A 24,887-nucleotide genomic window follows, 5' to 3' on the forward strand; every position below is an offset into this window, starting at 1 on the left:
CCGGATCCGGAGTTGGGTGAACCCCACCCGAACGGCAGGCGAAAGGAAGGAGGCAGAACCGGGCTGTTCTCGACATGTCGCACAGGCTAAGGAGACCACGTCCGCGGCAACTAGGGTGCTACCTCCCGTATCCGTAGGGTGGTTAACCCCCGGTGGACGCCGAGGTCAGACATCCGGATGCGCCGAGACGAAGCTCTGGAAGGCGCTGTACGGCGGGTTCAGCGGCGTACCGTCCGCCTCCGTCAGCCCCCACTGGGCGCCGCCGTCGAGTTCGTAGAACATCGACGACAGGAACCCGTCGGTGGTCCGGGCGGCCTGGAACCCGGCCAGCTGGGTCTGGAGGTACGCCGCCCGGTGTGTCGTGCCCTGGTTGGGGTCGGAGTTCCACTCGGTCAGTAGGAACGGCTTGCCGAACCGAGCCTTCACGTACACCGGCAGGTTGAACGACGGCCCCGCGCCGTCCGTGCCGATGTGGAAGATGTCGCCGTCGCCCTCGTAGTTGTGCCAGGTGGTCAGGTCCCAGCGGATCTGCGGGTAGCCGCCGGTGCCGTCCGGCTGCATGCCGTCCCAGAGGGCGTCGGCCGCGGCGATGTCGGAGTTGCAGAAGTTGATCCCGCACAACGCGCTCGGCTGGGCGGTCTTCACGCCGTCGATCAGCCCCTTCATGAACCCTCGCATGATCGGCCAGTTGGCGTTGTTGAAGTCGATCGCCTTGGTGCCGGCGTCGGCCTGGTGCCCGGGCAGGATGATGTACGGGTCCCGGGTGAGCTCGTTGCCGCACTCGTACATCGTGACGCCGTGCGGCGCGCAGGCCTGAGCCACCTGCGTGCCGACCGCGCGCGCCGCGTAGTACGCGTCGGACTCGTTGCCGTACGCAAGGTTGCCGGCGGCGTCCCGGAGGCCGGCATCGATCACCGGGAACGTGGTCCTGCCGGCGCTGCTCAGGTAGCTCGCGATGTTCGCGACCGCCCCGATCGTGCTCGCGTCGCCGCCGGTGTTCACCCGGAACACGGTCGCTCCGAGATCGGACATCCGGGCGGCGATGGTGGCCGGCGACAGCTGCGTGTCGTGGTGACCGTTGACGCCGTACATCAGGCCCGCCGGCACGGACAGCGGGACGCGTGGGTCGGCGCATTTCAGCCAGGCGTCGTTGAGTACGACGTACCACTGGCCGCCGGTGCCGCAGTGGTAGACCATCCCGCCGTACCAGAGCAGGACCGTGACGTTGAAGGTGTTCCCGACGGTGCCGCCGTTGCGGTAGATGACGCCGCCGGACAGCGTCCAGACGTTGCCGCCGTTGTCGGTGATCGAGGTGGCCGAGGGGATGGTCGTGCCGTCGGGCGAGGCGTTGGGCGAGTCACCCAGCGACGCGGCGGTGGCGGGTACGCCGGTCGTCAGCGTGACGGCGGCTGCTGCGGCGGTGCCGAGCAGGACGCGGCGGGAGATGGATTCGGGCATGCGGTAGCTCCTCGGGGTGCGGACGAGGTGGTGTGCGCAATCGTGTGCGCAACTCAGGTTGCGCCGCTGGTGGGATGTCGTCAAGAGCTCGGCCCCCGCCGTTGACAAGGTTGTCTCAGCGGTTCTACCGTCCCCGATCATCAGCCAATTCCTGCGTGAACCTCCTCGAACGACGGAGTCCTCGTGAAGATTCGCCCGCTCTCGGCAGGGCTCGCCCTTGTGGTGCTCTGCGCAATCGCTACCCCACCATCCGTGCAAGCGTTTTCGCGAGCCCTGCCCGCGGATCCGGCGGTGCCCGCGCGGCCCGCGCCGCCCGTGGACTGCACCCCGGCACCCGCCAACCCGACCACCGACAACGTCGCCGACTACCGCCTGGACACGAACGTGGTGGCGCCGGGCCGCTGGTCGTACCAGTTCATCGACGGCAACGCCACCGGCCTGCTCGGGAAGGGCGGCTCCGGCGCGTTCGCGGCCGACGAGTGGGCCGCCGACGTGCAGAAGCCGGAACACGCCTGGTTCGTGAAGGCGGACGGCTCGATCGGCACCGACTACCGGTCGATCTCGGAGACCTACACGGTCGCCGACCAGGCCGACGGCAAGACCGTGCACGTCCGCGGCTCGTTCAGCTCGCCGGGCGGCCGGTTCCGGGTCCTGCTCGCGCACGACGGCGACTCGGCCAAGGTCACCGGTCCGTTCACCGAGTTGTATACGTATTCGGGAACAGCCGCCGCGTTCGACCTGAACCTGGTCGCCGCGAAGGGCGACGACATCCTGTTCGTCAGCGACCAGGTCAGCACCTGGTGGGTGCCCGGGAAGCTGAAGGCCTCGATCACGACCGAGTTGGCCCCGGAGACGGCCGCCGTCACCGCGACACCTGGCCCCGGCGCGGTCGCCACCGGGACGACCGTGCAGCTCGCGAGCGCGACGCGGAACGCCTGCGTCACCTACACGACCGACGGCAGCGACCCGGCCACGTCGACGACCGCGCAGCCGTACCGCGGCCCGATCGCGATCACCGCCGACACCGACGTCAAGGCCGTCGCCGGCGCGACCGGTGATGCGCCGAGCGTCGTCGCCGACCTGCCGTTCGTACTGCAGGAGCCGTTCCGCGCGTTCGCCGGGGAGAACCAGGGCAGCCAGACCGGGCTGGTCGCCGGTATGCAGTGGGACCGGATGGACTTCGACTGGGGCTCCGTCGAACCCAGGAAGGGCCAGATCGACAAGGCCGCGGTTGCCGAGTACGTTCGGCAGTTCAACCTCGCGAAGTCTCACGGCATCACGATCCTGCCGGTCCTCGCGTACACCGCCGGCTGGGCCGCGAACCGTACCGGCTACTCGTACGACTTCCACGGCAAGACCTACGAGTACGGCGCCGTCACGTCGGAGAACAACGGCCAGTTCACCCGGCACCTCACCATCAAGCAGAACGGCAAGGTGCTGTCCTCGAAGGACGTGCAGACCAGCATCGGCCGTACGCCGCCGCAGAACCCGGACGACTGGAAGAACTTCGTCAAGATCGCCGTCGACACCCTGAAGCCGCTCGGTATCACGTACTTCCAGATCTGGAACGAGGCCTACCCCGGCTCCGGGTTCTGGGAGGGCGGCATGGATCAGTACATGACCGACATCCATCTGCCGGCCGCCAAGGTGCTGCACGACAACGGCGTCAAGGCCGTGTACGGCGGCTGGATCTGCGGCGCCCCGCTGAGCGAGTACATCGCGCTGCTGGACAAGTACAGGGCCTGGCAGGGCATCGACGTGTTCGACATGCACTACATGCCGCTCGGCACCATGCAGACCATCTACGCGGCGGCGCAGCAGCGCGGCGTGAAGGACCCGGCCGTCTGGCAGACCGAGCTCGGCTTCACCACCGAGGACAAGTTCGTAGCCGACGTCTACCCGCGCGCCTTCCGCTGGGCGCTGAGCAAGGGTGGCAACAACCTCGACCGGTTCAAGCTGTTGTACTTCGCCGAGTGGGCGCCGGACGACCCGAACGCGTTCGGCTACAACCGGACCCTGCGGACCGGCAGCAACCTCAGCCCGAAGGGCAGGACGCTCACCACGCTGGCCAACCTGCTCCGCGGCACGAAGGCGGAGGCGTACGACAACTTCACGACCACGCCCGAGCTCAAGCCTGAGCTGAACGAGGCGCTGTCCACCGCGAACGGCTTCCGCCTGGACGACAAGCGCGTCGTACTCGCGATCGACCTGAAGCGGCAGAACCAGGCCGACATCTTCGAGGACCCGAACACCGGCGACACCATCCACCTGAACTTCGGCGACCCGACGATGACGGTGACGTTCCGGAATCTCACTGCCAACGTGAAGTCGCTGGAGCGTGTGGACCTCTACGGGAACCGTACGCCGCTGCAGTGGAGGAGCATCGGCAAGAACCAGGTCCAGGTCGACGTACCGATCATCGACCCGGACGGGACAGTGAAAGCGCTCAACCAGACCGAGAACGAGGACGTCTTCTACCTGTCCCTGCAGCAGAACTGACCGCGCAACGGGCCGCCCTTCCACGGGGAGGGCGGCCCGCCGGCGTCAGAAGGCCAAGGCCTTCATCCAGTCCTCCTCCAGCAGCGCATGCCCGCCGGGCCGGACGTGGTACCCGATCCCGCCGGGACCGAACGCCGGCCGGGCCGCCTCGACGGCCAGGTACTCGCCGACCGGATCGGCCCACGCGTCGTCCTCCGCGCTGCATACGTATACCCGGCGTGGTGCGATGCTCGCGAGTAACTGGTGCTGGTCCACCGGCAGCTCGTCCTCCTTCCCGGCGTACTGCGCGAACGAAGGGACGAACCAGTGCGGGAACTTCCTCGTGATCGCCTCGATGTCCTCCCCGCCCGGGTGCCGGAAGAGCGCGGCGCCGCAGCAGCCGGAGTCGTTCGAGACCGTCAGCGCGAACCGCTCGTCCTGGACGCCGGCCCAGAGCGCGGCCTTGCCGAGCCGGGAGTGGCCGATCACGACCGCGCCCGCCGGGTCGATGCCGTCGACGGTCCCGGCGATGTCGAGCAGCCGGGACAGACCCCACGCCCAGGCGGCCACCGCGCCCCAGGACTCCGCCGGGAACAGTCCGCGCACGCCGGGGGTCGGCGGGTTGGGGTCGTCCGGTTCGATCTGGCGGTACTGAGCGGTGAGTACGGCGTACCCGGCCTCGACGATCTTCTGGTACGGCCAGTCGGTGAGGGTCTGGTCGTTCCCGTCGAAGTTCAGGATCACCACGACCGGGGCGTCTTCGCGCGTGGGCAGGTGCAGGAGGGTGTCCAACTCGAGGTCGCCCAGCGGGCACCTGACGGTGGCGCGGTGCCTCAGGCGGTCCGCTGTGCCGTCGAGTACGCCGTCCTCGCGGGACTGGAGCACGACGTCCGCGAGCTCGCCGCCGGGCGGCGTACAGCCGTAGATCGTGCGGGTGAACTCGCCGACGAGGTCGGGTCCGAGCGGTGGCAGGGGTGGTAGGTCCGGCATCGCTGCTCCAGTCCGTGTGCGCAAGTATTTTCGCGGCCAATTCTCCCCGGTCAGAGGGCATTCATGCGCAACTGTTTACACTCGGGTTCGGGACGAGCCGACAGGAGGACCGATGCCGAAGCGGGCCAGCATGAGTGACGTCGCGCGGGTCGCGGGCGTCTCGCTGACCACGGCGTCGCGGGCGCTGAACGGCGTCGGCCGGGTGTCCGCGGAGACCCGGGCCCGGGTGATCGAGACCGCGGAGCGGCTGCAGTTCCAGCCGGACATGCTGGCGCGGTCGTTCGTCACCGGCCGGAGCTTCATCGTCGGCGTCCTCGCCGAGTCCGCGCTGGGCCGGTTCAGCATGCCGCTGATCATGGGGGCGACCAACTATCTCGGGCGGGAGAACATCGCCACCGTCACGCTCGACGCGCGGGGTACGCCGCGGGTCCTGAACGACTACCTGAAACGGCTCCGGTCGCGCCGGATCGACGGCCTGCTGGTCGTCGGCGACGATCCGAACCGGGCCAGCCTGGTGCTGTCCGAGGACTTCGCCGTACCGGTGGTGTTCGCGTCCTCGTCCGCCACACCGGAGACCGACTACGTGGTCGCGCCGGACAACCGCGGCGCCGGGCGGGCGGCCGCCGAGTACCTGATCGGGCTCGGCCGCCGGAACATCGCCCACGTCACCGCGGCCGTCCACGAACCGGCCGTCGACGCGCGGGTCGAGGGGTTCACCGACGCGATGCGGTCCGCCGGGATGCCGATCGCGATGGGCGGCCCGCTGTACGGAAGCTACCGGCAGGGCTGGGGCCTGAACGCGGGGGAGCGGATCCTCGCCGGCGGCCGGCCCGTCGACGCGATCTTCGCCGCCAACGACGAGATCGCGATCGGCCTGTTCGCGACCTTCCACCGGCACGGCGTCCGGGTCCCCGACGACATCGCGATCGTCGGCTACGACAACCGGCTGGCCGGCGTGATGCGCCCCGACCACCCGCTCAGCACCTTCGACCCCGACCTCAGCATCGTCGGCGAACGCGCCGCCGAACGCCTCCTGCAGGCCATCGGCGGCACCACCACCCCCGGCATCCACTACGTCCAGCCCACCTTCGTCGAAGGCCGCTCCACCATCGGCCCCACCCTCGAGCCGTACGACATCCTCTGACGCAAACCCGAGGCTGCTTTGGTGCCAGCTCCCCTTGCAGCGGAGGCCATTCGAGAGGTTCAGCCGTCACCGTGCCCCTTTACCAACGGTATGCGGGGCGTGAACGGGCAATTTCAAGGGTGAACCGGGTCTTCTGCGCTCCGCGCGGCAGCCGGATCGACGCGTCCAGGCCGGCGTGCTGGTCGTTTCGCGCGGAGAGGACTGCGCCGGGCCGGGCCCCGGAACTGCCACTTGAGTTGTGGAGGTGTTGTGGATGGCCCGTGGCCTGGGTTGCCGCGGCAGTTGCAGCGTGAGTTCTGGCTGTTGGTGCGTGCTGGTGCGGAGTATGCGGATGTCAGCTCGGCCGAGGGTGCGCCCTCGGCCGAGCGCTTGCCAAAGGCAAGTACCCGCGCCGCCCGCGTGCTGTGCGCCGCTTCCACTGCGTGCCACCTGCTGCGTGCCGTGCGCCGCATACCGTTCAGGGCCGGGCCGCGCCGAAAGCCGTCCAGTGAGACCGACGCCAGGGCGAAGAAACTGGACGTCCTTTCGTCGAGATGCCGGTACGTCGGAGCGGCGGGTGGCGGGGCGATTCCCGACCTGGTTACCAGAGCTTGTCGATGGTGCCTGGGTGGAGCGGGATGCGGGCGTTGTCGAAGGACGGCGCGGCCTGTTGGGCGTCGGGGCTGAAGAAGGCTCCGAGGGCAACCTTGTCGAAGGCCGGTTGGTCGCTGGGGAACGGGTCGTTGGGGGTGCCACCGATCAGGGTGGTGCCGGGGAGGTGGTGCCAGCCGGCGGATTCGTAGAACGGCAGCAGTGGGCGGTCGCAGGTGAAGATGCCGAGGTCCAGGTGCTCGTCGATCATCGTGGTGCGGGCGGCCGTGACCAGGCGGTGGCCGTGGCCCTGGCCGCGGAGGTCGGCGCGGGTGACGACCGTACTGAGGCCGCCGGCCTGGAAGGTGTTGCCGGCGTGCCGGAGCTCCTTGCGCAGGATGTCCAGGGCGGCCACCACCACGCCGTCGTCGACGAGGAGCATCGACAGCGGCCGGAGTGCCGGGTCGTGGACGGGTCCGTCCGTGGGATCACCCGGCCAGGCCTGGTTCTGGAGCGCGTGGACCTGGCGGCGGAGGGCTTCGGGTACGGCGGATTCGGCGTACGACTCGATCCGCATCAGCTGGTCTTGAGGGTGTGCAGGCCGTGCCAGAGCAGGTCCTGGAGGGTACGGGCGACCTTCTCGGGCGTCGGCGGGTTCGCGCTGCGGGTCCGCCAGATCGCGAGCCGTTCGGTGGCGCCGGAGATGCTCTGGGCAACGATCTGGATCTCGTCGTCGTCGGCCGGGCGGTCCGCCGGTACGTTCATCCGGACCATGGTGGCGATCAGCTCGATGAAGGCCGCCCGTACCTCGTCGGTGGCCTCCGCGGCCGGTCCCGCGCTCAGCATGCCCTCGTCGACCAGCACCGACCACGCCTGCGGGTGCTCGTCGAGGAACCGGAACCAGGCCAGGAAACCGGCGTACAGCGCGTCCTCGGCGTTCGCGGCCGCCATCACCGCGTCGGCGACGGTGTCCAGCAGTTGCCCGCGGAGCCGCGCCAGGCAGGCGAGGAACAGGCCGTCCTTCGAGCCGTAGTACTGGTAGATCAGCGGTTTCGACACCCCGACCTGCGCGGCGACGTCGTCCATCGAGGTGCCCTGGTACCCGCGTTCGCCGAAGATCCGCTCGGCGGCCTCGAGGATCTCCCGCTCGCGGGCGGCCCGGTCGCGCCGGCGCTTGGGTGCGGTGGTGGACGTCACTTGCGAAGTCTAACTGACTCCGAGTAACTTACTGGGAGTAAGTTCTAGCCGAGGGAGGCCCGGAATGAGCGAGCAGCACCGGATCGTGGTGGTCGGCACCGGATTCGCGGGGATCGGGATGGCGGTCCGGCTGAAGCAGGCCGGGTACGACGACTTCGTCGTCCTGGAGCGCGCGGACGACGTCGGCGGCACCTGGCGGGACAACACCTACCCGGGCTGCCGGTGTGACGTGCCGTCGCACCTGTACTCGTTCTCGTTCGCGCCGAACCCGGAGTGGTCGTCGACGTTCTCGCCGCAGCCCGAGATCGAGGACTACCTGCGCAAGGTCACCGACGCGTTCGGCGTCCGCCCGCACATCCGCTTCGGCCACGCCGTCGAGACCGCCGACTGGGTGGACGGCAAGTGGCAGGTCGTGACGAGCCAGGGCACCTTCACCGCGGACGTCCTGCTCTCCGGGATGGGCCCGCTCGCGGAGCCGTCGCACCCGAAGCTGCCCGGGATCGAGGACTTCGAGGGCGAGGTCTTCCACTCCGCCCGCTGGAACCACGACCTGAACCTCGGCGGCCGCAAGGTCGCGGTGATCGGCACCGGTGCCTCGGCGATCCAGTTCGTGCCGGCGATCCAGCCGGAGGTCGAGGAACTGCACCTGTTCCAGCGGACGCCGCCGTGGGTGATGCCGCGGCCGGACCGGAAGATCTCCGCGGCCGAGAAGGCGATCTACCGGCGCTTCCCGCTGGCGCAGAAGGCAATCCGGGCCGGCATCTACTGGGGACGCGAGTCGATGGTGCTCGGGTTCGCGAAGCTGCCCGCGATCATGAAGCAGGCGCAGAAGGTCGCCGAGAAGCACCTCGCCCACCAGGTCCGCGACCCGTTGCTGCGGGCCAAGCTCACCCCCGACTTCACCCTCGGCTGCAAGCGCGTGCTGATCTCCGACGACTACTATCCGGCGGTCGCGCGGCCGAACGTCGAGGTGGTCACCGACGCGATCGCCGAGGTGACGCCGACCGGCATCATCACCTCCGACGGTGTGAAGCACGAGGTCGACACGATCATCTACGGCACCGGCTTCAAGGTCACCGACCTGCCGGTGATGGACATGGTGCACGGCCGCGACGGGGTCTCGCTGCGGCAGGCGTGGACCGACGGCATGGAGGCCCACCTCGGTACGGCGATCAACGGCTTCCCGAACTTCTTCATGCTGATCGGGCCGAACACCGGCCTCGGGCACAGCTCGATGGTGTTCATGATCGAGTCCCAGATCGCCTACATCGTCGACGCGCTGCGGACCATGGATGCGCAGGGTTTGCGGGAGGTCGAGGTACGGCGGGACGTGCAGCGCGCGTTCGTCGACGGGGTCCGGGCGTCGATGCGGAACACGGTCTGGACCCGCGGCGGCTGCAGCAGCTGGTACCTCGACTCCGAGGGCCGGAACACCACGCTCTGGCCGTCGTTCACGTTCCGGTTCCGGCGGCTGACGCGGCGCTTCGATCCTTCGGAATATCAGACTCTCGTTATGTGACATCGAGCGTGTTACATTCGATCGGTCGGATAGTCCGGATGATCGGAGTGCACGGTGCTGCCACTGCACGGGATCGGCGGTCGAGGGGACCTGCCGGTGCCGCTGTGGCTGGCGATCTACTCCGCCGGCGCCGCGGTCGCGGTGTCGTTCTTCGCGCTGGCCGCGTTCTGGTCGCGCCCGCGGTTCGAGGGGACCGCGGGCGCGCCGCTGACTGTCTGCACGCGGATTGTCGACAATCGGATCGTTCGCATCGTGCTCAAGGCGCTCGGTGTCGCGGCGCTCGCGTTGTTGCTCGGCGCCGCCTGGTTCGGGAACCCGACGCGGAATCCCGCGCCGACCTGGTTGTACGTGTGGATCTGGGTCGGGATCATCCCGCTCTCCCTGCTCTGCGGCCCGATCTGGCGGCTCGCGAACCCGTTGCGGACGATCGCCGGCCTGGTACGGCGTCCGTCGTACCGGCGACTGCCCGGCCGGGTCGCGTACTGGCCGGCCGTCGTGGGGCTGGCCGGGTTCCTCTGGCTGGAACTCGTGTACCCGGACGGGTCGGACCCGCGGGTGGTCGCGATCGCGGTCACCGCCTACGCCGTCGTGAATGTTGCCGCGGGCATCGTGTACGGCCCGGCCTGGTTCGCGATCGGGGACAGCTTCGAGGTGTACGCCGACGTACTGGCGCGGCTGAGTCCTGTTGGCCGCACCAATGGTCAGCTCGTACTGCGTAACCCGCTCGCCGGGCTGGCGACGCTGCCACAGCGGCCGGGGATCGTCGGGCTGCTGTGTTTGTTGCTCGGGTCAACGGTCTTCGACGGGATCTCGCGCTGGTCGGCGTGGTCGCAGCGCACGGGGGAGCTCGATCGCCCGCAGCATCTTGCCGTGTACACACTCGGGCTGATCGTCGCGGTGGCGATCGTCGCCGGGCTGTTCCTGCTCGCCGCGCGGACCACCGGCGCCGCGCAGATCCGGCCGGGCCGGATCGGATCCGCCGGGCTGCCCGGGGCGTTCGTACACTCGCTGGTGCCGATCGCGATCGGGTACGCCGTGGCGCACTACTTCTCGTTCGCGATGTTCCAGGGGCAGGACGGCTGGCTGCTCGCGACCGACCCGTTCGGGCGCGGCTGGGACCTGTTCGGGACGAGCGGGGCGCGGATCGACTACGCGTTCCTCGGGACCGGTCTGATCGCGGGTGTGCAGATCGGCGCGATCGTGCTCGGGCATGTGCTGGGCGTGGTGTCAGCGCACGACCGCGCGACGGCGCTGTTCCGGCGCCGGCAGTTGCGGCGGGCGCAGTACCCGATGCTGGCCGCGATGGTCGCGTTCACCGCCGGCGGGATCGCACTGGTGACGGCCTCATGATCGCGCTGCACCTGGGTGGGATCCCCGAGACCGCGATGGTCCTCGGCCCGGTGTTCCTGATCATCGCCTTCATCCGCATCGCCCGCCGCAACGAGGCAACCCTCCCCGACGACGAGGACGATTGGGACGCGGACCTCGGCGATCTTCCCCATAAGTGAGGCCCGGAGGACCCCCTGCGGTCCGCCGGGCCCCACTCCGTTCCCCGTTGGTTCAGGCAGCCAGAGCTGGTTCGTAGGTGCCGCTGAGGCGCGGCAGGTCGGTGCTGGTGACGAGCTTGGCGAGTTCGGCGCAGCCGGCCGCCAGGGCGGACTCCAGGGTCGGCCACCTGTCGACGCACCAGTACGGGTCGTCCGGCTGCCGGTCGTTGTCGTCGTCGATGTCGGCACACCAGCCGCCGGTGCGGACGTGGTGGACGTGGAGCCGGAGCTTCATCTGAGTGCTGCCTTCAGAACGGTAGCTTGCGGCCGGACGGCGTCCGGAGGTCGAGGGTCTGGTCCTGCGTCTGGCGGCGGGTCGTGCTGGTGCGGGGCCGCCGACGGATCTGGATCTGGCGCATCCTCTTCCTCCTGCCTGGTGTTTGTCTGACAGCTACACGCTCCCGCATGAGGCCCGGTTCACACATGCGGAGGATTACCTATCCATCCCTTGACTTTCCCTAAGGGAAGACGCTGAGTCCGCCGTACCGGTTCCCTAGCCAACCGACGGAGAAACCACGATCTACGGCGAATCGGCCCTAGGCCTGAGCCGCCGCCTCCCGCGCAAGCACCCGCTGCGAGGAGACGACGGACGAGCGGAGGCCTGTGGTCGCCGGTCCCGGGTGCCGGGGGATGGATCTCGGGGTCGGGAGGTACTTCTTCGGTGCGGGCCGAGGCTGAGGCGGCCGACTTCGCCGAAGCGATCGAGGCCGCGACGTCCAGGCGGATGTCGGCAGCGAACTTCCTGGAGGCCGCGGTGGCGATGGACAGCGCCCGGGATCCCGTGGTGAGTCGCCGGTTCGACGAGCTCGTCGCTGCGGCCGAGATCGAGGTGGACCCGGTGGCCGAGGCGCAGGTCCGGATCGCCCGCGAGGCCTATCGCGACTTCGGCAAGGGCAGCGGCCATCCCGCGGGCCTCAACTTCGGTGACTGCTTCGCGTATGCCCTCGCCAAGGAAGCGGGCGAGCCTCTGCTGTTCAAGGGCAAGGACTTCATCCACACCGACCTGGCTGCAGCCCTGCCCGGCTCAGCCGGTTGAGGGCAGGCCTCTGGGCTCGAGGCCCAGTTCTTCGTAGGCGACTTGTTCTATTTCGCGGGCCATGGCTTCGCGGAAGGCGGCGACGAGGGCCTGGCCGGCCAGGGGGATGATGCCTTCGAGGGTGCGCTGGATGTCGGGCCAGCCGTCGGCGGGCATCCCGGCGGCGGTGAAGTCGCGCCAGACGGTCGAGCGGAACAGTTCGACGTACGTCTTCGCGACCGCGTCGGCCTGCGTGAACAGCTTCGGCAGCATCTCGAAGATCGCCTGCATCGGGACGCCGAGCTTGATCACCTCGAGGCCGGTGCGGAGCAGGTCGGGGTTCCGGATCCGCAGCCGGCCGTCCGGCAGCCGCTCCGCGATGCCCAGTTCGACGATCTGCGCGATCACCGCCGGATCGTGCGGTACGCCGGCCCGCTCGGCGAGCTGGTGCTCGTCGAGCTCCTCCGGCTCGGCCGGGGTCCACGGGTTCACCAGCGTCTCGAACACGCCGAGCGCGAGCTCGCCGTCCGGCAGTTCGCCCATCATCCGCTCGACCGCGGCCAGCGTGTAGCCCTTGTCGAGCAGCTCCCGGACCAGGGTCAGGCGGGCCACGTGCTCGGGTCCGTAGTACCCGGTCCGGCCGACCAGCCGGGGCGGCGCGATCAGCCCCCGCCCGGCGTACGCGCGCACGTTCCGCACCGTCATGCCCACCTTCGCGGCGAGCTGGTCGACGGTCAGCTCCTCGTCCGGCTTTCGTTCCACCCTTGACAGTCTTCCAGACTCCACGTTACATAGTGTATGTAACATGCTTCATGGCGCATGTCCCGAATGCCCTGAACTGAATGCCCCTGGAGGAGACCGCCGATGGCGATCCCGCTGGCGACCACCGGTACGGCGACGTTCGACCAGATCGCCATCGTCACCGGCGTGGTCGGCTGCCTGTACGTCGCACTCGCCGTGCTCCTGTGGCGGGAACGCACCGGCCACGGAACCCTGGTAGGGAGGTTCGCGGACACCATCGGGAGACTGGACGGAGCCCCCCGGTGGGCCGCGCTCACGCCGTACCTGCACGCGGTCTCGCTGCTGGCCTGCGCGTTCGGGGTCTGGTGGGACATCGCGATCCACATCGACCGCGGCCGCGACACCGGCCCGTTCGGCACCGCGGCGCACTACCCGATCTTCTTCGGCATCCTCGGCGTGATCGTCTCCGGCGTACTGCCGATCGCGCTCGCCCGCAAACCACTGCCGGCCCGCATCATCAAGCTCACCAAGGGCTGGCGGATCCCGTGCAGCGCGGCGCTGGTCACGGTCTGCGGCACGTTCGCGCTGGTCGGATTCCCGCTCGACGACGTCTGGCACCGGTTGTTCGGTGAGGACGTCACGCTGTGGGGGCCGACGCACCTGCTGATGATCGGCGGCGTGGTGTTCTCGATCTTCGCCCGGCTGCTCGCGATCGCCGAGGTGGAACAGTTAGGTCCTGTCTGGCAATCCAGCCAGGACCTGGCCGGCCCGAACAAGCGCCGGATCTTCCAGGAGATGGTGTCGGTCGGCGCGCTGCTGATCGCCTGGGACCTGTTCAGCACCGAGTTCAACTACGGCGTACCGCAGTTCCCGCTGATCCTGCAGCCGATCCTGATCGCGTTCGGCGCCACGCTCGGGTTCACGATCCTGCGTGCGCGGCGCGGGCCGGGGTCCACGTTCGTCGCGCTGGGCGTGTACCTGCTGATCCGCGGCGGGATCGCGTACGCCGTCGCCGAGCCGCTCGGCCAGATCGTCGGGCACTTCCCGCTGCTGATCGTCGAGGCGGTCCTCGTCGAGGTAACGGCGTTTGCCCTCGGCAACAAGAACCGCTTCCGGCTCGGCCTGGTCGCCGGCGTGCTGATCGGGACCGTCGGCGTGGTCGCGGAGTACGCCTGGAGCCACGTCTGGATGCCGATCGCCTGGCCGTCGTCGATGCTGCCGTCCGCGATCGGGTACGGCGTGGTCGTCGGCGCCGGGGCCGGTCTCGTCGGAGCCTGGCTCGCGACCCGGTACGCCGAGGTGGCCGGCGAGGAGCGCGCGACCGGGATCAAGCCCGTCCGGGCGGTCGCGGTCCGGCGTACCCATCAACTCGGTGCCGTCGGGCTCGTGGCGGTCGCCGCCACGGTGTTCTTCTGCGTGCCGCGGTCCGCGGATCCGGGCGTGAGCGGGGTCGTGTCGTTGGAGCGGGTGGCCACGGGGGCCGAGCCGACGGCGTACGTCACGATCTCCCTCACCCCCGCGGACGCAGCCGCCCAGGTCGACAGTGCGCGCTGGTTCGAGGCGCTGGCCTGGCAGGGCGGCGGGCTGGTGTACCACCCGATGGAGAAGGTTGCCGAAGGCACCTACCGGTCGCGGGGCGCGCTGCCGATGTACGGGAAGTGGAAGTCGATGGTCCGGCTGCACCAGGGGCAGCGGGACATGGTCGCGGCCTGGGTGTACGCGCCGGAGGACGCGGCGATCGCGAAACCGGTCGTCCAGGTGTCGAACGGGCAGACGGTCGAGTTCATCGACGAGCAGCAGGTACTGCGGCGTGAGGAACGGACCGACGTGCCACGATGGATGTGGAACGCCGGGTACGCGCTGCTGGCGGTGGTCGGGCTGCTCGAGGTGGCCGGGATCGCCTGGCTGGTCGGGCGCGGCGCCCGCGGCGGACGGATGCGAGCGGCTCATCTGGCCGCCGATGAACGGGAACGGGAGATTGCGTGACGATCCAGCTCGAGCGCTCCGGGGTAACCACCTCTGATGGAGTGCGCCTGAACGTCGAGGTGACCGGGCCGGCCGACGCACCGGTGACGGTGCTGCTGGTGCACGGCTGGACGTGCTCGACCCGTTCCTGGCACAACCAGGTCGAGGGGTTGCCGCAGATCCTCGGGCCGGACGCCGTCCGCGTGGTCACGTACGACCACCGCGGCCACGGTCGCTCGGACGCCGCGCCGCCCGGGTCGACCCGGCTCGACCAACTTGCCGACGACCTGGTGACCGTGCTGGACGAGGTCGTCGGCGACGGGCCGGTCGTGTACGCCGGCCACTCGATGGGCGGCATGACCCTGATGGCCGCCGCCGACCGCTACCCGGAACTGTTCGGCACCCGCATCCGCGCGGCCGCCCTGATCAGCACCACCTCCGGCCACCTCACCGAAGGCGCCCTCGGCATCCCGGCCCGCCTCGACCCCACCGCCGCCCGAATCGCCCCGCGGGTCCTGAACGCGGTAGGCCGAAGAATCGACCGCCGAGCAGCAGCACGAGCGGCCGCCGGGAGCCGCGGCTCGGAGGCGGCCGGCGAACTCCACCAGGCGACCGCCCTGGTGGACGGAGGCCGCCAGGCCGCGACCGGAACCGGCGCTGCCCGGAGCGGGCAGGAGAGCGCAGGCCGCCGGGACAGGGTGCCCGCGGCGGGGTCGGTGGCGCGGCTTGCTGGCGTTGGGCGGCGCGCTGCGGTGCGGGCGGCGCGGTTGCAGGGGCCGGTGCTTCGGCGGGTGGTGTTCGGGAAGAAGGCGGATCCGGCCGAGGTGGAGTTGTTCATGGAGGACCTGGCCGTGGTGCCGGGGGCGTCGTACGGAGGGTTCTTCGAGACGATGCTCGAGCATGACCGCGGTGACGCGCTGAAGGTGCTGGAACAGTTGCCGGTGGAGATCATGCACGGCACCTGCGACCGGCTCCTCCCGCCGCGGCACGCCAACCGGATGGCCGCCCAGCTCCCCACCGCCCGGCTCTGGATCTACCCCGGCGCCGGCCACATGCTCATGCAGGAACGCCCCCGCGACATCACCCATCGCCTCGCCTCGCTCGTCCGCAAGGCGTCCACCTGAGAGATCTGGTCTGGCTCGTCCGCAAGGCGTCCGCCTGAGAGGCTCATCACGGCCCACTACGGCGTACTCGCCTACGCTCGACCCGTGCAGAACCTTCTCTCGGACGTCGTGGTCGTCGACCTAACGCGCGCCCTCGCCGGCCCGCACGCGGCAATGATGCTGGGGGATCTCGGCGCACGGGTGATCAAGGTCGAGACCCCGAACGGCGGCGACGACAGCCGCGGGTGGGGCCCGCCGTTCGTCGACGGTGAGTCGACGTACTACCTGTCCGCGAACCGCAACAAGGAGTCGGTCACCGCGGACCTGAAGTCCGAGGACGGCAAGGACTTCCTCACCAGGCTGGTCCGCAAGGCCGACGTACTGATCGAGAACTTCCGCCCCGGCGTGCTCGACCGCCTCGGCTTCGGCACCGCGCGGCTGCACGAGCTCAACCCCGGCCTGGTGATCCTGTCGATCACCGGCTTCGGGCACGACGGCCCCGAGGGCGGCCGCGCCGGGTACGACCAGATCGCCCAGGGCGAAGGCGGCCTGATGAGCATCACCGGCGAGACCGAGCCGACGAAGGTCGGCGCCCCGATCTCGGACCTGCTGGCCGGCATGTACGGCGCTTACGGTGCGCTGGCCGCGCTGCACGAGCGGGCCATCACCGGCAAGGGCCGCGTGGTGCGGACCAGCCTGCTGGCCGCGGTCGTCGGCGTGCACGCGTTCCACGGTACGAAGTGGACGGTCGCGCACGAGCTGCCGGAGCGGGTCGGCAACCACCACGCGCAGATCGCGCCGTACGGGCTCTATCGCTCCCGCGACGACATCGTGCAGGTGGCGGTCGGCAGTGAGGGACTGTGGCGGCTGTTCGCGCCGATCGTCGGACTGGCTGCGGACGACGCACGTTTCGCGGTCAACTCGGAGCGGGTCGCGCACCGCGACGAACTGACCGCCGCGATCGAGGCCGCGTTCGCCGGGGACTCGGCGGACGTGTGGCTGGAACGCCTTGCGGAGAAGGGGATCCCGGCCGGCAAGGTCCGCGACTTCCGGCAGGTCTACGAGTGGGACCAGACCCGCTCCCAGGGCCTCCTCGTCGACGTCGAGCACCCCACCCTCGGCACCATCCAGCTCCCCGGTCCACCCCTGCGCTTCGACGACAACCCGTACGCCGGCGCCCGCGAAACCAACCTCCCGCCGCCCCGGCTGGGCGAGCACAACGAGTCCGTCCGCGCCTGGCTGGAGGAGTAGGAGCGGACCTGCAGCACTCAGCAACCGGCGCCGTGCCCACGAGTTCACGCTTGCGGGGGCGGCGCCGGTGTCTGTCCGCACGGGTTGATGAGTGGTGGCGGTCCGCACTTTTCGACCGAGATGGAAAGGCTGCCGAGACCGGACCTCGACGGCGAAGCTGGGTCACGGATGGGTCCGTTGACCTGGTGAGGGGTTGACGGGCCCGCGGGCGGCGGTCTAGCGTCCGGGAAATCGATTACTCGCCCGATCGCGGAGGTGCTGTGTTGAATTGCCACGCCTCCGGCGCGGCGGGGTCATGGGGCTGGGGCTCCCGGCCTTCCCTCGTCGCTCGAGTCGCTTCGCTCCCGCCGCTCCTCAGTCCAGGCCGGGAGGCCCCATGACACGGCCTGACCTCGTGACGATGAGTGCGATCGGGAAGCGGTACGGCGGAGTGCGGGCCTGTCACGAGGTGGACTTCGTGCTCGGGGCCGGTGAGGTGCATGCGCTGCTCGGGGAGAACGGGGCCGGCAAGAGCACGCTGATGAAGATCCTGTCCGGCGACGTCACGGAGTACGCGGGCAGCATCGCGATCAACGGCGAACCGGTGCGGTTCAACGGCCCCACCGACGCGCAGACCGCGGGGATCGCGATGATCCACCAGGAACTCGACCTCGTCCCGGCACTGTCGGTCGCGGACAACATCTTCCTCGGCCGCGAGCTCCGGACGCCGTACCGGACCGTCGACCGCCGCCGGATGGAACGCGAGGCGCGAGACCTCCTCGACCGCAGCGGCGTCAGCCTCGATCCGCGCCGCCCGGTCGGCGAGCTCCGGGTCGGCGAGCAGCAGCTCGTCACGATCGCGAAGGCGATCTCCCTCGACGCCCGCGTGCTGATCATGGACGAGCCGACCTCCGCGCTCACCAGCTCCGAGGTCGAGCGGCTCTTCGACGTGATCCGCGAGCTCCGGCAGAGCGGCGTCGGGATCGTCTACATCTCGCACCGGATGGAGGAGATCGCCCAGGTCGCCGACCGTGCGACCGTCCTCCGCAACGGCCGCATCGTGACCAGCTTCGACCCGCGCGAACTCAGTACGGCGGAAGTCGTCGAGGCGATGGTCGGCCGGCCCGTACAGACCATGTTCACCACCCCCGACAGCGACACCGGCGACGAACTGCTGCGCATCGAGGACCTCGTCGTGAAGGCGAAACGCCCCGGCCGCCGCGACCCGGACGGCATCTCGCTGACCGTCCGCGCCGGCGAGATCGTCGGCCTCGCCGGACTCCTCGGCGCCGGCCGCACCGAACTCCTCGAGACCCTGTACGGCGTCGCGCCCGGCGGCACGCTGACGGGCCGGATTCTCCTGCAGGGCAAGCCGATCCGGCCGCGCAGCCCGCGGCAGGCGCTGGCGCACGGCATCGGGTTCGTCCCGGAGGACCGGCGCGCGTCCGGGCTCGTGCTGTTCCACTCGATCCTCGCGAACACGGTGCTCTCGAGTCTCCCGGCGTACGGCCGGTTCGGCCGGTTCGGCCGGTTCGGCATTGTCGCGCGCCGGCTCGAGCGGGCCGCGTCGGCGTCGATGGCGGATCGGTTGCGGCTGAAGTTCGGGCGGATGCAGGACGAGGTCGGCACGCTGTCCGGCGGGAACCAGCAGAAGGTCGTGTTCGGCCGGATGCTGCTCACCGAGCCGAAGCTGCTGCTCCTCGACGAGCCGACCCGCGGCGTCGACGTCGGCGCGAAGGCCGAGATCTACCGGCTGCTCGGCGAGCTCGCGGGGCAGGGCATCGGCGTACTGCTCGCCTCGTCCGAGCTCCCCGAACTGGTAGGAGTCTGCGACCGCGTCGTCGTGCTGCGGGACGGGCGCGACGTGGCGTCGTTCAGTACGGCGGACTCGGGCGAGGGCGATCTGCTGGCCGCCGCGATGGGACAAATCGAAGTCGGAGGAGTGCGATGACCGACGTACAGGACCGGCCGGCGGTGGGCGCGCCGGCCGGGCAGCGCAGCGTGGCCGCGACGCTGTTCCGGTTCCAGAGCGTCTTCGGGCTGATCGCGGTGTTCGTCGCGGCGATCATCTTCTCGCCGCGGAAGAACGGCGAGATCCTGTTCATCAGCGCGGACAACCTGGCGAACGTGGTCCGGGCGGTGTCCGAGATCGGGATCATCGCGGTCGGGATGACGTTCGTGATCCTGATCGGCGGGATCGACCTGTCGGTCGGCGCGGTGCTCGGCCTGGCCGCGGTCGGTTCCGCCGTACTGATGGTCGAGAACGACTGGGGTTTCCTGCCGTCGGTCGTGCTCGTGCTCGCGATCGGCCTGGTCTTCGGTGCCCTGCAAGGGATCGCGACCGCGATGATCGGGATCCAGTCGTTCATCGTGACCCTGGCCGGCCTGCAGATAGCCAGAGGTCTGGCGCGGATCTGGTCCGGCGGGCAGGGCGTCGCGATCGCGTACGGCAACGGGCCGAACGAGGCGCCGGCGTCGTTCGCGCTGCTCGGCGAGCGCACCTTCGGCGGCCTGGTGCCGATCCCGGTGATCATCTTCGCGGTGGTCGCGGCTGCCGCGGTGGTGTTCCTGCGGGTCAGCGCGTTCGCCCGGCACCTGTACGCCGTCGGCGGCAACGAGAAGGCCGCGCGGCTGTCCGGCGTACCGGTGGTCCGGGTGAAGGTCGCGGTGTTCGCGATCTGCGGGTTGCTCGCGTCGCTGGCCGGCATCGTGCACGCCGTCCAGCTCAACCAGGGCAGCCCGAACGACGGTATCGGCTACGAGCTGGACGCGATCGCCGCGGTGGTGATCGGCGGCACCAGTCTCGCGGGCGGCCGTGGTTCGGTGGCCGGGACGGTGGCCGGCGCGCTGCTGCTCGGCGTACTGAACAACATCCTCGCCCTGAACAACATCGACTCCAACATCCAGCTCCTGATCAAGGGACTGGTGATCGTTGCCGCCGCCGCGCTGCAACGGCTCCGCCCCACCTCGTAAGGAAGGCTCTGTCATGCGTTCTGTGAGAATTCCGTTGGCCGCGGCAGCTGTGGCCGCGCTCGTGCTGGCCGGTTGCGGGACCACCAGCGAGCGAACGGCGGGTTCGTCGCCCGGCGCGTCCAAGTCCTGCAAGGGGGCCGACGGCAAGTACACGATCGGGATGAGCCAGGCGAACGTCGCCGAGCCGTACCGGCAGCGGATGGACGACGACATCAAGAACGCGGCCAAGGACGTGCCGCAGTTCGACGTGAAGTTCGCGGACGCTGCGCAGGACAACGCCAAGCAGGTCGCGGACGTGGAGAACTACATCACCCAGCAGATCGACCTGCTGATCATCAGCCCGAACGAGGCGAAGCCGCTGACCGCGGTGGTGAAGAAGGCGTACGACAAGGGCATTCCGGTGATCGTGCTGGACCGGAAGGTCGAGGGGGACGCGTACACCGGGTTCATCGGCGGCGACAACGTGCAGATCGGGCGCGAGGCCGGCAAGTACATCGCGGAGAAGCTGCTGCCTCAGGGCGGGAACGTCGTCGAGCTGAAGGGCCTGGCCGGGGCGACGCCGCAGGCCGAGCGGCACGAGGGATTCGTCGAGGGGATCAAGGGCAACCCGAAGGTCAAGGTGATCGCGAGCGCGAGCGGTGACTGGCTGCGGGAGAAGGGCCAGTCGCAGATGGACGCGCTGCTGAAGGCGAACCCGAAGATCGACGTGGTGTTCTCGCACAACGACCCGATGGCGGAGGGCGCGTACCTGGCCGCGAAGGCGGTCGGCCGGGAGAAGCAGATGAAGTTCACCGGCATCGACGCGCTGCCGATCCCGTCCGGTGGGATCAAGGCGGTCGAGCAGGGGCGGCTGTCCGCGACGTTCACGTACCCGACGAACGGCAAGGAAGCGATCGCCGCCGCGAAGAAGTTGCTCATCGACTGCGGCACGATCCCGAAGACGCAGACGCTCCCGACGCGCCTGATCGACCCGTCCAACGCGGCGAAGATCTACGCCGAGGAGAACCCCAACGGGTGACGGGTGGACCGGCACGCAGGCAGAACCTCCCGAAGACCCCGGTTTGCGGCCGTTCAATGCCACTTCTGCCTGCGCGCAGGTCCGCTCACCGCCGCGAGCTTGCCCGCTCGATCAGGCGGGCGCCGAGGGTGGTGGCCGTCGGCGGGCGCGTGGGGTCGGCGATCCTCGCCAGCAGGAGGCGGGCGGCGACGGCGCCCAGCTCGTACGCCGGTTGTGCGACCACCGTCAGCGGTGGATCGACCAAGGCGGCCCACGGGGCGTCGTCGAAGGTGACCAGGCCGACGTCGCGGCCGGCCCGGACACCACGTTCCTGCAGGGCCTGCAGCACTCCGACGGCCATCGCGTTGTTCGCGACGAGCAGCGCGTCCGGCGGCTCCGGTTGCGCGAGTAGGTCGAGCGCTGCCCGGTGTGCGCCGTCCGCCTTGAACTCGGTACGACGTACCAGCTTCGTCGTACTCCGGCGCCCGGCCGCCCTCAACGCCTCCCGGTATCCGGCCAGCCGGTCGTCCGCGGTCCGTACCCCGGACGGCCCGGTGACACAGCCGATCCGTTCGTAGCCCTGGGCAACCAAATGTGCGGTCGCCTCGCGGGCGGCCGCGCGGGTGTCGACCAGCACCACGTCGCTGTCCGCACCGGGCAACGGCCGGTCCACCGCGACGTACGCCGTACCCCGTGACACCAGCTTCGCGACCGACGACTCCGGCCCGCTCGGCGACAGGATCACCCCGGCGACCCGCTCCTGCAGCGCGACGTCGAGGTACCGGCGCTCCTTCGCCGCGCTCTCGTCGGAGTTGCACAGTACGACGGAGTACCCGACCTCGTGCGCGACGTCCTCGACCCCGCGGGCGATCGCGGTGAAGAACGGGTTCTCCACGTCGGAGATGATCAGCGCGACCACCGCGGCCTCCTGGCGGCGCAGGTTCCGCGCCGGGCCGTTCGGCTGGTACCCGAGCTCGGCGGCCGCGACCCGGACCCGCTCGGCGAGGCCGGGATCGACCGTCGGCTTCCCGTTCAGCGCCCGGGACACGGTCGCCGTGGACACCCCGGCGCGCGCGGCCACGTCGCTGACAGTCGGCACTCTGACTCCTTCCCTGACGGAACAGTAGCGGGACGAGTAATGGATTACCCAGTGGTCTGTGGTGCACTTTACGTACGTAACCCTCGAGCCTTACCAGTGACATGAGAGGATCACCCGCGTGACTGCCTTGCCGAGTGTTTCGTACTCCATCACCGTTCGCCTCGAGGTGCCCGCGGGTGGCTCGACGGTGAGCAAGCTGACGACCGCGGTCGAGCAGGCCGGCGGTCTGGTCACCGCGCTCGACGTCACTGCCTCCGGCCACGAGCGGCTGCGGATCGACGTCACCTGTGCCGCGGCCGACACCGAGCACGCCGGCCGTCTGGTCGAGGCGATGCGCGCCGTACCGGGCGTGGAGATCGGCCGGGTCTCGGACCGGACCTTCCTGATGCACCTCGGCGGGAAGATCTCGATGGAGGCCAAGCACCCGATCCGTAACCGGGACGACCTCTCGATGATCTACACCCCAGGTGTCGCACGGGTCTGCCTGGCGATCGCGGCCAACCCCGAGGACGCCCGCCGGCTGACCATCAAGCGGAACAGCGTCGCGGTCGTCACCGACGGTTCCGCCGTACTGGGGCTCGGCAACATCGGCCCGAAGGCCGCACTGCCGGTGATGGAGGGCAAGGCCGCGCTGTTCAAGCGGTTCGCCGAGATCGACGCCTGGCCGCTGTGCCTGGACACCCAGGACACCGAGGCGATCATCCAGGTGGTCAAGGCGATCGCTCCCGGGTTCGCCGGGATCAACCTGGAGGACATCTCCGCGCCGCGCTGCTTCGAGATCGAGGCCCGGCTGCGTGAGGAGCTCGACATTCCGGTCTTCCACGACGACCAGCACGGTACGGCGGTCGTCGTGCTGGCGGCGCTGTTCAACGCGCTCCGCGTGGTCGGCAAGGACATCACGAACGTGCGGGTCGTGCTGTCCGGCGCCGGCGCGGCAGGTACGGCGATCCTCAAGCTGCTGCTCGCCGCGGGCCTGAAGGACGCGGTGGTCGCGGACATCGACGGCGTCATCCACACCGAGCGCGACGGCCTGTCGCCGGAGCTGCGCTGGATCGCCGAGAACACCAACGCGGCCAAGTACAGCGGCAACCTTAAGGGTGCGCTGGCCGGTGCCGACGTGTTCATCGGCGTCTCCGCGCCGAACATCCTGAACGGCGCCGACATCGCGACGATGAACGACGACGCGATCGTGTTCGCGCTGGCCAACCCGACGCCCGAGGTCGACCCGGCCGAGGCCGGCGAGCACGCTGCCGTGGTGGCCACCGGCCGCAGCGACTACCCGAACCAGATCAACAACGTGCTGGTCTTCCCCGGGGTGTTCCGCGGTCTGCTCGACGCGCAGTCGTCCAAGGTGTCGGTCGACATGGAGCTGGCCGCCGCGAAAGCGCTCGCCGGGGTGGTCACGGACGAGGAGCTGAACGCGACGTACATCGTGCCGAGCGTCTTCCACCCGGAGGTGCACACCCGGGTCGCCCACGCGGTCCGCGACGCAGCCGGCGGCAAGGCCCCCGCCCACGAGAACTTCCCGGACGACACCCCCGCCTTGTGACGGTCACCACGGAGAACACCTCACAGGTCTCGGTCTGGGTCTGGCGGATCGCGTTTGTCGGGGCGGTGGCGTTGCAGTTGTACGGCGTGTACGCGCCGCGTGAGGCCGGTCCGGATGTGGGCATCCCGCAGATCGACAAGGTCGCGCACTGCGTCCTGTTCGGTGCGGTGGCGTTCACCGGGCTGAAGGTCGGCCTGCCGGCCCGCTGGTTGCTCGGGGTGCTGGCCGCGAACGCGGTGGTCAGTGAGCTGGTGCAGCACTGGTTCCTGCCGCAGCGCGACGGCGACCCGTTCGACGCGCTCGCGGACCTGGCCGGGGTCGCGCTCGGCGCCTGGCTCGCGACATTGCGACGCCCGCGGGCAGCCCGCCGTACGCCATGATGGAGACATGACGGTCTCGACCCTGACCGGATCGCTGCTGGTGGCGACTCCGTTGCTCGACGAGCCGCCGTTTCGCCGCTCGGTGATCCTGCTGCTGGACCACGACGACGACGGCGCGCTCGGGGTGGTGGTGAACCGGGCCGCGGACCTGTCCGTGGACCGGGTGCTGCCGAACTGGTCGACGGCCGTCGACGAGCCCGGCGTGCTGTTCATGGGCGGCCCGGTCGGCACCGACAGCGCGCTCGCGGTCGCCGAAGTGGACGCGGGCACCGACCCGCCCGGCTGGCGGGAGTGCTTCAGGCGGATCGGGCTGGTCGACCTCGACGTACCGCCGGAGCTGCTCGAGGGCGCGATCACCCGGATGCGGATCTTCGCCGGGTACGCCGGCTGGTCCAGCGGTCAGCTCGAGGGCGAGATCGCCGAAGGCGCCTGGTACGTCGTGGAGTCCGAGCCGGCCGACGTCTTCGGCCACGACCCGGACACCCTCTGGCGCCGGGTCCTCCGCCGCCAGACCGACCAGATGGCCTACGTCTCGACCTACCCCGACGACCCGACGCAGAACTAGCTACTCGTCACCCTGGCCGCCGCCGTCGCCGTCGCCCGGGTTGAGGGAGTCCCAGATCTCCTTGCACTCCGGGCAGACCGGGAAACGCTGCGGGTCGCGGCTCGGGACCCACACCTTGCCGCACAGCGCGACCACCGGCGTGCCCATCACCATCGCCTCGGTCAGCTTGTCCTTCGGCACGTAGTGCGAGAACCGCTCGTGATCGCCGGGCTCTGCGGGTGACGGCTTGGTCCGCTCGTCGACAACCGTCTCCGCGCCGGGGGTCAGCTGAGTACTCATACCCCCGAGTGTAGGACGTGTCACCAGCCGATCCGGAACTTTTCCACAGCTCGGGGAATCCCGGGGCAACCCGGGGCAGATCGCGGCA

Annotated in this window: 23 protein-coding genes; 15 read left to right on the forward strand and 8 right to left on the reverse strand. The window is 69.8% G+C overall.

The annotated features are described in order from the left end of the window. Nucleotides 1-165: 165 nt before the first annotated feature. Nucleotides 166-1,458 carry a hypothetical protein gene (locus JOF29_RS32650; RefSeq protein ID WP_209698229.1) on the reverse strand — a complete coding sequence of 431 codons (1,293 nt, stop codon included), beginning with the start codon at nt 1,456-1,458 and terminating at the stop codon, nt 166-168. A 252-nt stretch (nt 1,459-1,710) separates the two neighbouring features. Here JOF29_RS32650 and JOF29_RS32655 point away from each other — a divergent pair, with 252 nt between their 5' ends. Next, on the forward strand, nt 1,711-3,957 hold the full coding sequence (locus JOF29_RS32655; protein WP_209698230.1) for a chitobiase/beta-hexosaminidase C-terminal domain-containing protein: 2,247 nt from the start codon (nt 1,711-1,713) through the stop codon (nt 3,955-3,957). A 45-nt stretch (nt 3,958-4,002) separates the two neighbouring features. On the opposite strand, the gene JOF29_RS32660 is transcribed toward JOF29_RS32655, so the two are convergent. Next, the gene (locus tag JOF29_RS32660) at nt 4,003-4,926 is read right to left on the reverse strand and encodes a glucuronyl esterase domain-containing protein (RefSeq protein WP_209698231.1); all 924 of its coding nucleotides are present in this window, start codon (nt 4,924-4,926) and stop codon (nt 4,003-4,005) included. A gap of 112 nt (nt 4,927-5,038) precedes the next feature. Between JOF29_RS32660 and JOF29_RS32665 the strand changes: the two genes are divergently transcribed. Next, entirely contained in the window at nt 5,039-6,070 is a 1,032-nt protein-coding gene (locus JOF29_RS32665) for a LacI family DNA-binding transcriptional regulator (protein ID WP_209698232.1), read from the forward strand. Nucleotides 6,071-6,650: 580 nt separating this feature from the next. Here JOF29_RS32665 and JOF29_RS32670 read toward each other — a convergent pair. Further along, nucleotides 6,651-7,217 carry a GNAT family N-acetyltransferase gene (locus JOF29_RS32670; RefSeq protein WP_209698233.1) on the reverse strand — a complete coding sequence of 189 codons (567 nt, stop codon included), beginning with the start codon at nt 7,215-7,217 and terminating at the stop codon, nt 6,651-6,653. Then, nucleotides 7,217-7,837 (reverse strand): TetR/AcrR family transcriptional regulator, encoded by a 621-nt coding sequence (locus JOF29_RS32675; protein WP_209698234.1) that lies wholly within the window; start codon nt 7,835-7,837, stop codon nt 7,217-7,219. The genes JOF29_RS32670 and JOF29_RS32675 overlap by 1 nt, the downstream gene beginning before the upstream one ends. A gap of 64 nt (nt 7,838-7,901) precedes the next feature. On the opposite strand from JOF29_RS32675, the gene JOF29_RS32680 reads away from it, so the two are divergent. From JOF29_RS32680 to JOF29_RS32690, 3 genes are read left to right on the forward strand one after another with little or no spacing between them, the layout of a single operon-like run. Continuing rightward, a complete protein-coding gene (locus JOF29_RS32680; RefSeq protein ID WP_209698235.1) occupies nt 7,902-9,356 on the forward strand; it encodes a flavin-containing monooxygenase in 1,455 nt (484 codons plus the stop codon). Between the two features lie 54 nt (nt 9,357-9,410). Next, a complete protein-coding gene (locus tag JOF29_RS32685; protein WP_209698236.1) occupies nt 9,411-10,706 on the forward strand; it encodes a hypothetical protein in 1,296 nt (431 codons plus the stop codon). Next, the gene (locus JOF29_RS32690) at nt 10,703-10,864 is read left to right on the forward strand and encodes a hypothetical protein (protein ID WP_209698237.1); all 162 of its coding nucleotides are present in this window, start codon (nt 10,703-10,705) and stop codon (nt 10,862-10,864) included. The genes JOF29_RS32685 and JOF29_RS32690 overlap by 4 nt, the downstream gene beginning before the upstream one ends. A gap of 52 nt (nt 10,865-10,916) precedes the next feature. Here JOF29_RS32690 and JOF29_RS32695 read toward each other — a convergent pair whose 3' ends face one another. Further along, the gene (locus tag JOF29_RS32695) at nt 10,917-11,138 is read right to left on the reverse strand and encodes a hypothetical protein (RefSeq protein ID WP_209698238.1); all 222 of its coding nucleotides are present in this window, start codon (nt 11,136-11,138) and stop codon (nt 10,917-10,919) included. 426 nt (nt 11,139-11,564) lie between these two features. Here JOF29_RS32695 and JOF29_RS32700 point away from each other — a divergent pair, with 426 nt between their 5' ends. Further along, nucleotides 11,565-11,939, forward strand: coding sequence for a type II toxin-antitoxin system VapC family toxin (locus tag JOF29_RS32700; protein WP_209698239.1), 375 nt, complete (start codon nt 11,565-11,567; stop codon nt 11,937-11,939). On the opposite strand, the gene JOF29_RS32705 is transcribed toward JOF29_RS32700, so the two are convergent. Next, a complete protein-coding gene (locus tag JOF29_RS32705; protein WP_307863808.1) occupies nt 11,928-12,680 on the reverse strand; it encodes a MerR family transcriptional regulator in 753 nt (250 codons plus the stop codon). The genes JOF29_RS32700 and JOF29_RS32705 overlap by 12 nt on opposite strands. 102 nt (nt 12,681-12,782) lie before the next feature. Between JOF29_RS32705 and JOF29_RS32710 the strand changes: the two genes are divergently transcribed. The 6 genes from JOF29_RS32710 to JOF29_RS32735 all read left to right on the forward strand — a co-directional run bounded on the left by JOF29_RS32710 (nt 12,783) and on the right by JOF29_RS32735 (nt 20,948). Next, a complete protein-coding gene (locus JOF29_RS32710; protein ID WP_209698241.1) occupies nt 12,783-14,645 on the forward strand; it encodes a hypothetical protein in 1,863 nt (620 codons plus the stop codon). Then, a complete protein-coding gene (locus tag JOF29_RS32715) occupies nt 14,642-15,748 on the forward strand; it encodes an alpha/beta fold hydrolase (RefSeq protein ID WP_307863809.1) in 1,107 nt (368 codons plus the stop codon). The genes JOF29_RS32710 and JOF29_RS32715 overlap by 4 nt, the downstream gene beginning before the upstream one ends. 84 nt (nt 15,749-15,832) lie before the next feature. Next, complete coding sequence (locus JOF29_RS32720; RefSeq protein WP_209698242.1) at nt 15,833-16,978, forward strand: CaiB/BaiF CoA transferase family protein; 1,146 nt, start codon at nt 15,833-15,835, stop codon at nt 16,976-16,978. Nucleotides 16,979-17,354: 376 nt separating this feature from the next. Continuing rightward, a complete protein-coding gene (locus JOF29_RS32725) occupies nt 17,355-18,908 on the forward strand; it encodes a sugar ABC transporter ATP-binding protein (protein ID WP_209698243.1) in 1,554 nt (517 codons plus the stop codon). Beyond that, nucleotides 18,905-19,930 carry an ABC transporter permease gene (locus tag JOF29_RS32730; RefSeq protein ID WP_209698244.1) on the forward strand — a complete coding sequence of 342 codons (1,026 nt, stop codon included), beginning with the start codon at nt 18,905-18,907 and terminating at the stop codon, nt 19,928-19,930. Before JOF29_RS32725 ends, JOF29_RS32730 begins: the two co-directional genes overlap by 4 nt. 13 nt (nt 19,931-19,943) lie before the next feature. Then, nucleotides 19,944-20,948 (forward strand): substrate-binding domain-containing protein, encoded by a 1,005-nt coding sequence (locus JOF29_RS32735; protein WP_209698245.1) that lies wholly within the window; start codon nt 19,944-19,946, stop codon nt 20,946-20,948. Nucleotides 20,949-21,033: 85 nt separating this feature from the next. On the opposite strand, the gene JOF29_RS32740 is transcribed toward JOF29_RS32735, so the two are convergent. Continuing rightward, on the reverse strand, nt 21,034-22,026 hold the full coding sequence (locus tag JOF29_RS32740; protein ID WP_209698246.1) for a LacI family DNA-binding transcriptional regulator: 993 nt from the start codon (nt 22,024-22,026) through the stop codon (nt 21,034-21,036). Nucleotides 22,027-22,144: 118 nt separating this feature from the next. Between JOF29_RS32740 and JOF29_RS32745 the strand changes: the two genes are divergently transcribed. The 3 genes from JOF29_RS32745 to JOF29_RS32755 are packed head-to-tail and all read left to right on the forward strand — an operon-like array spanning nt 22,145 to nt 24,520. Next, nucleotides 22,145-23,575: an NAD-dependent malic enzyme gene (locus tag JOF29_RS32745; RefSeq protein ID WP_209698247.1), complete on the forward strand. Its 1,431-nt coding sequence runs from the start codon at nt 22,145-22,147 to the stop codon at nt 23,573-23,575. Beyond that, nucleotides 23,572-23,955, forward strand: a complete 384-nt coding sequence (locus JOF29_RS32750; protein WP_245359679.1) for a VanZ family protein — start codon at nt 23,572-23,574, stop codon at nt 23,953-23,955. Before JOF29_RS32745 ends, JOF29_RS32750 begins: the two co-directional genes overlap by 4 nt. Nucleotides 23,956-23,962: 7 nt before the next feature. Then, the gene (locus JOF29_RS32755; protein WP_209698248.1) at nt 23,963-24,520 is read left to right on the forward strand and encodes a YqgE/AlgH family protein; all 558 of its coding nucleotides are present in this window, start codon (nt 23,963-23,965) and stop codon (nt 24,518-24,520) included. On the opposite strand, the gene JOF29_RS32760 is transcribed toward JOF29_RS32755, so the two are convergent. Beyond that, on the reverse strand, nt 24,521-24,799 hold the full coding sequence (locus tag JOF29_RS32760) for a DUF3039 domain-containing protein (protein WP_209698249.1): 279 nt from the start codon (nt 24,797-24,799) through the stop codon (nt 24,521-24,523). Between the last annotated feature and the right edge of the window lie 88 nt (nt 24,800-24,887).

The organism is Kribbella aluminosa, assembly GCF_017876295.1.
GTDB lineage: Bacteria > Actinomycetota > Actinomycetes > Propionibacteriales > Kribbellaceae > Kribbella > Kribbella aluminosa.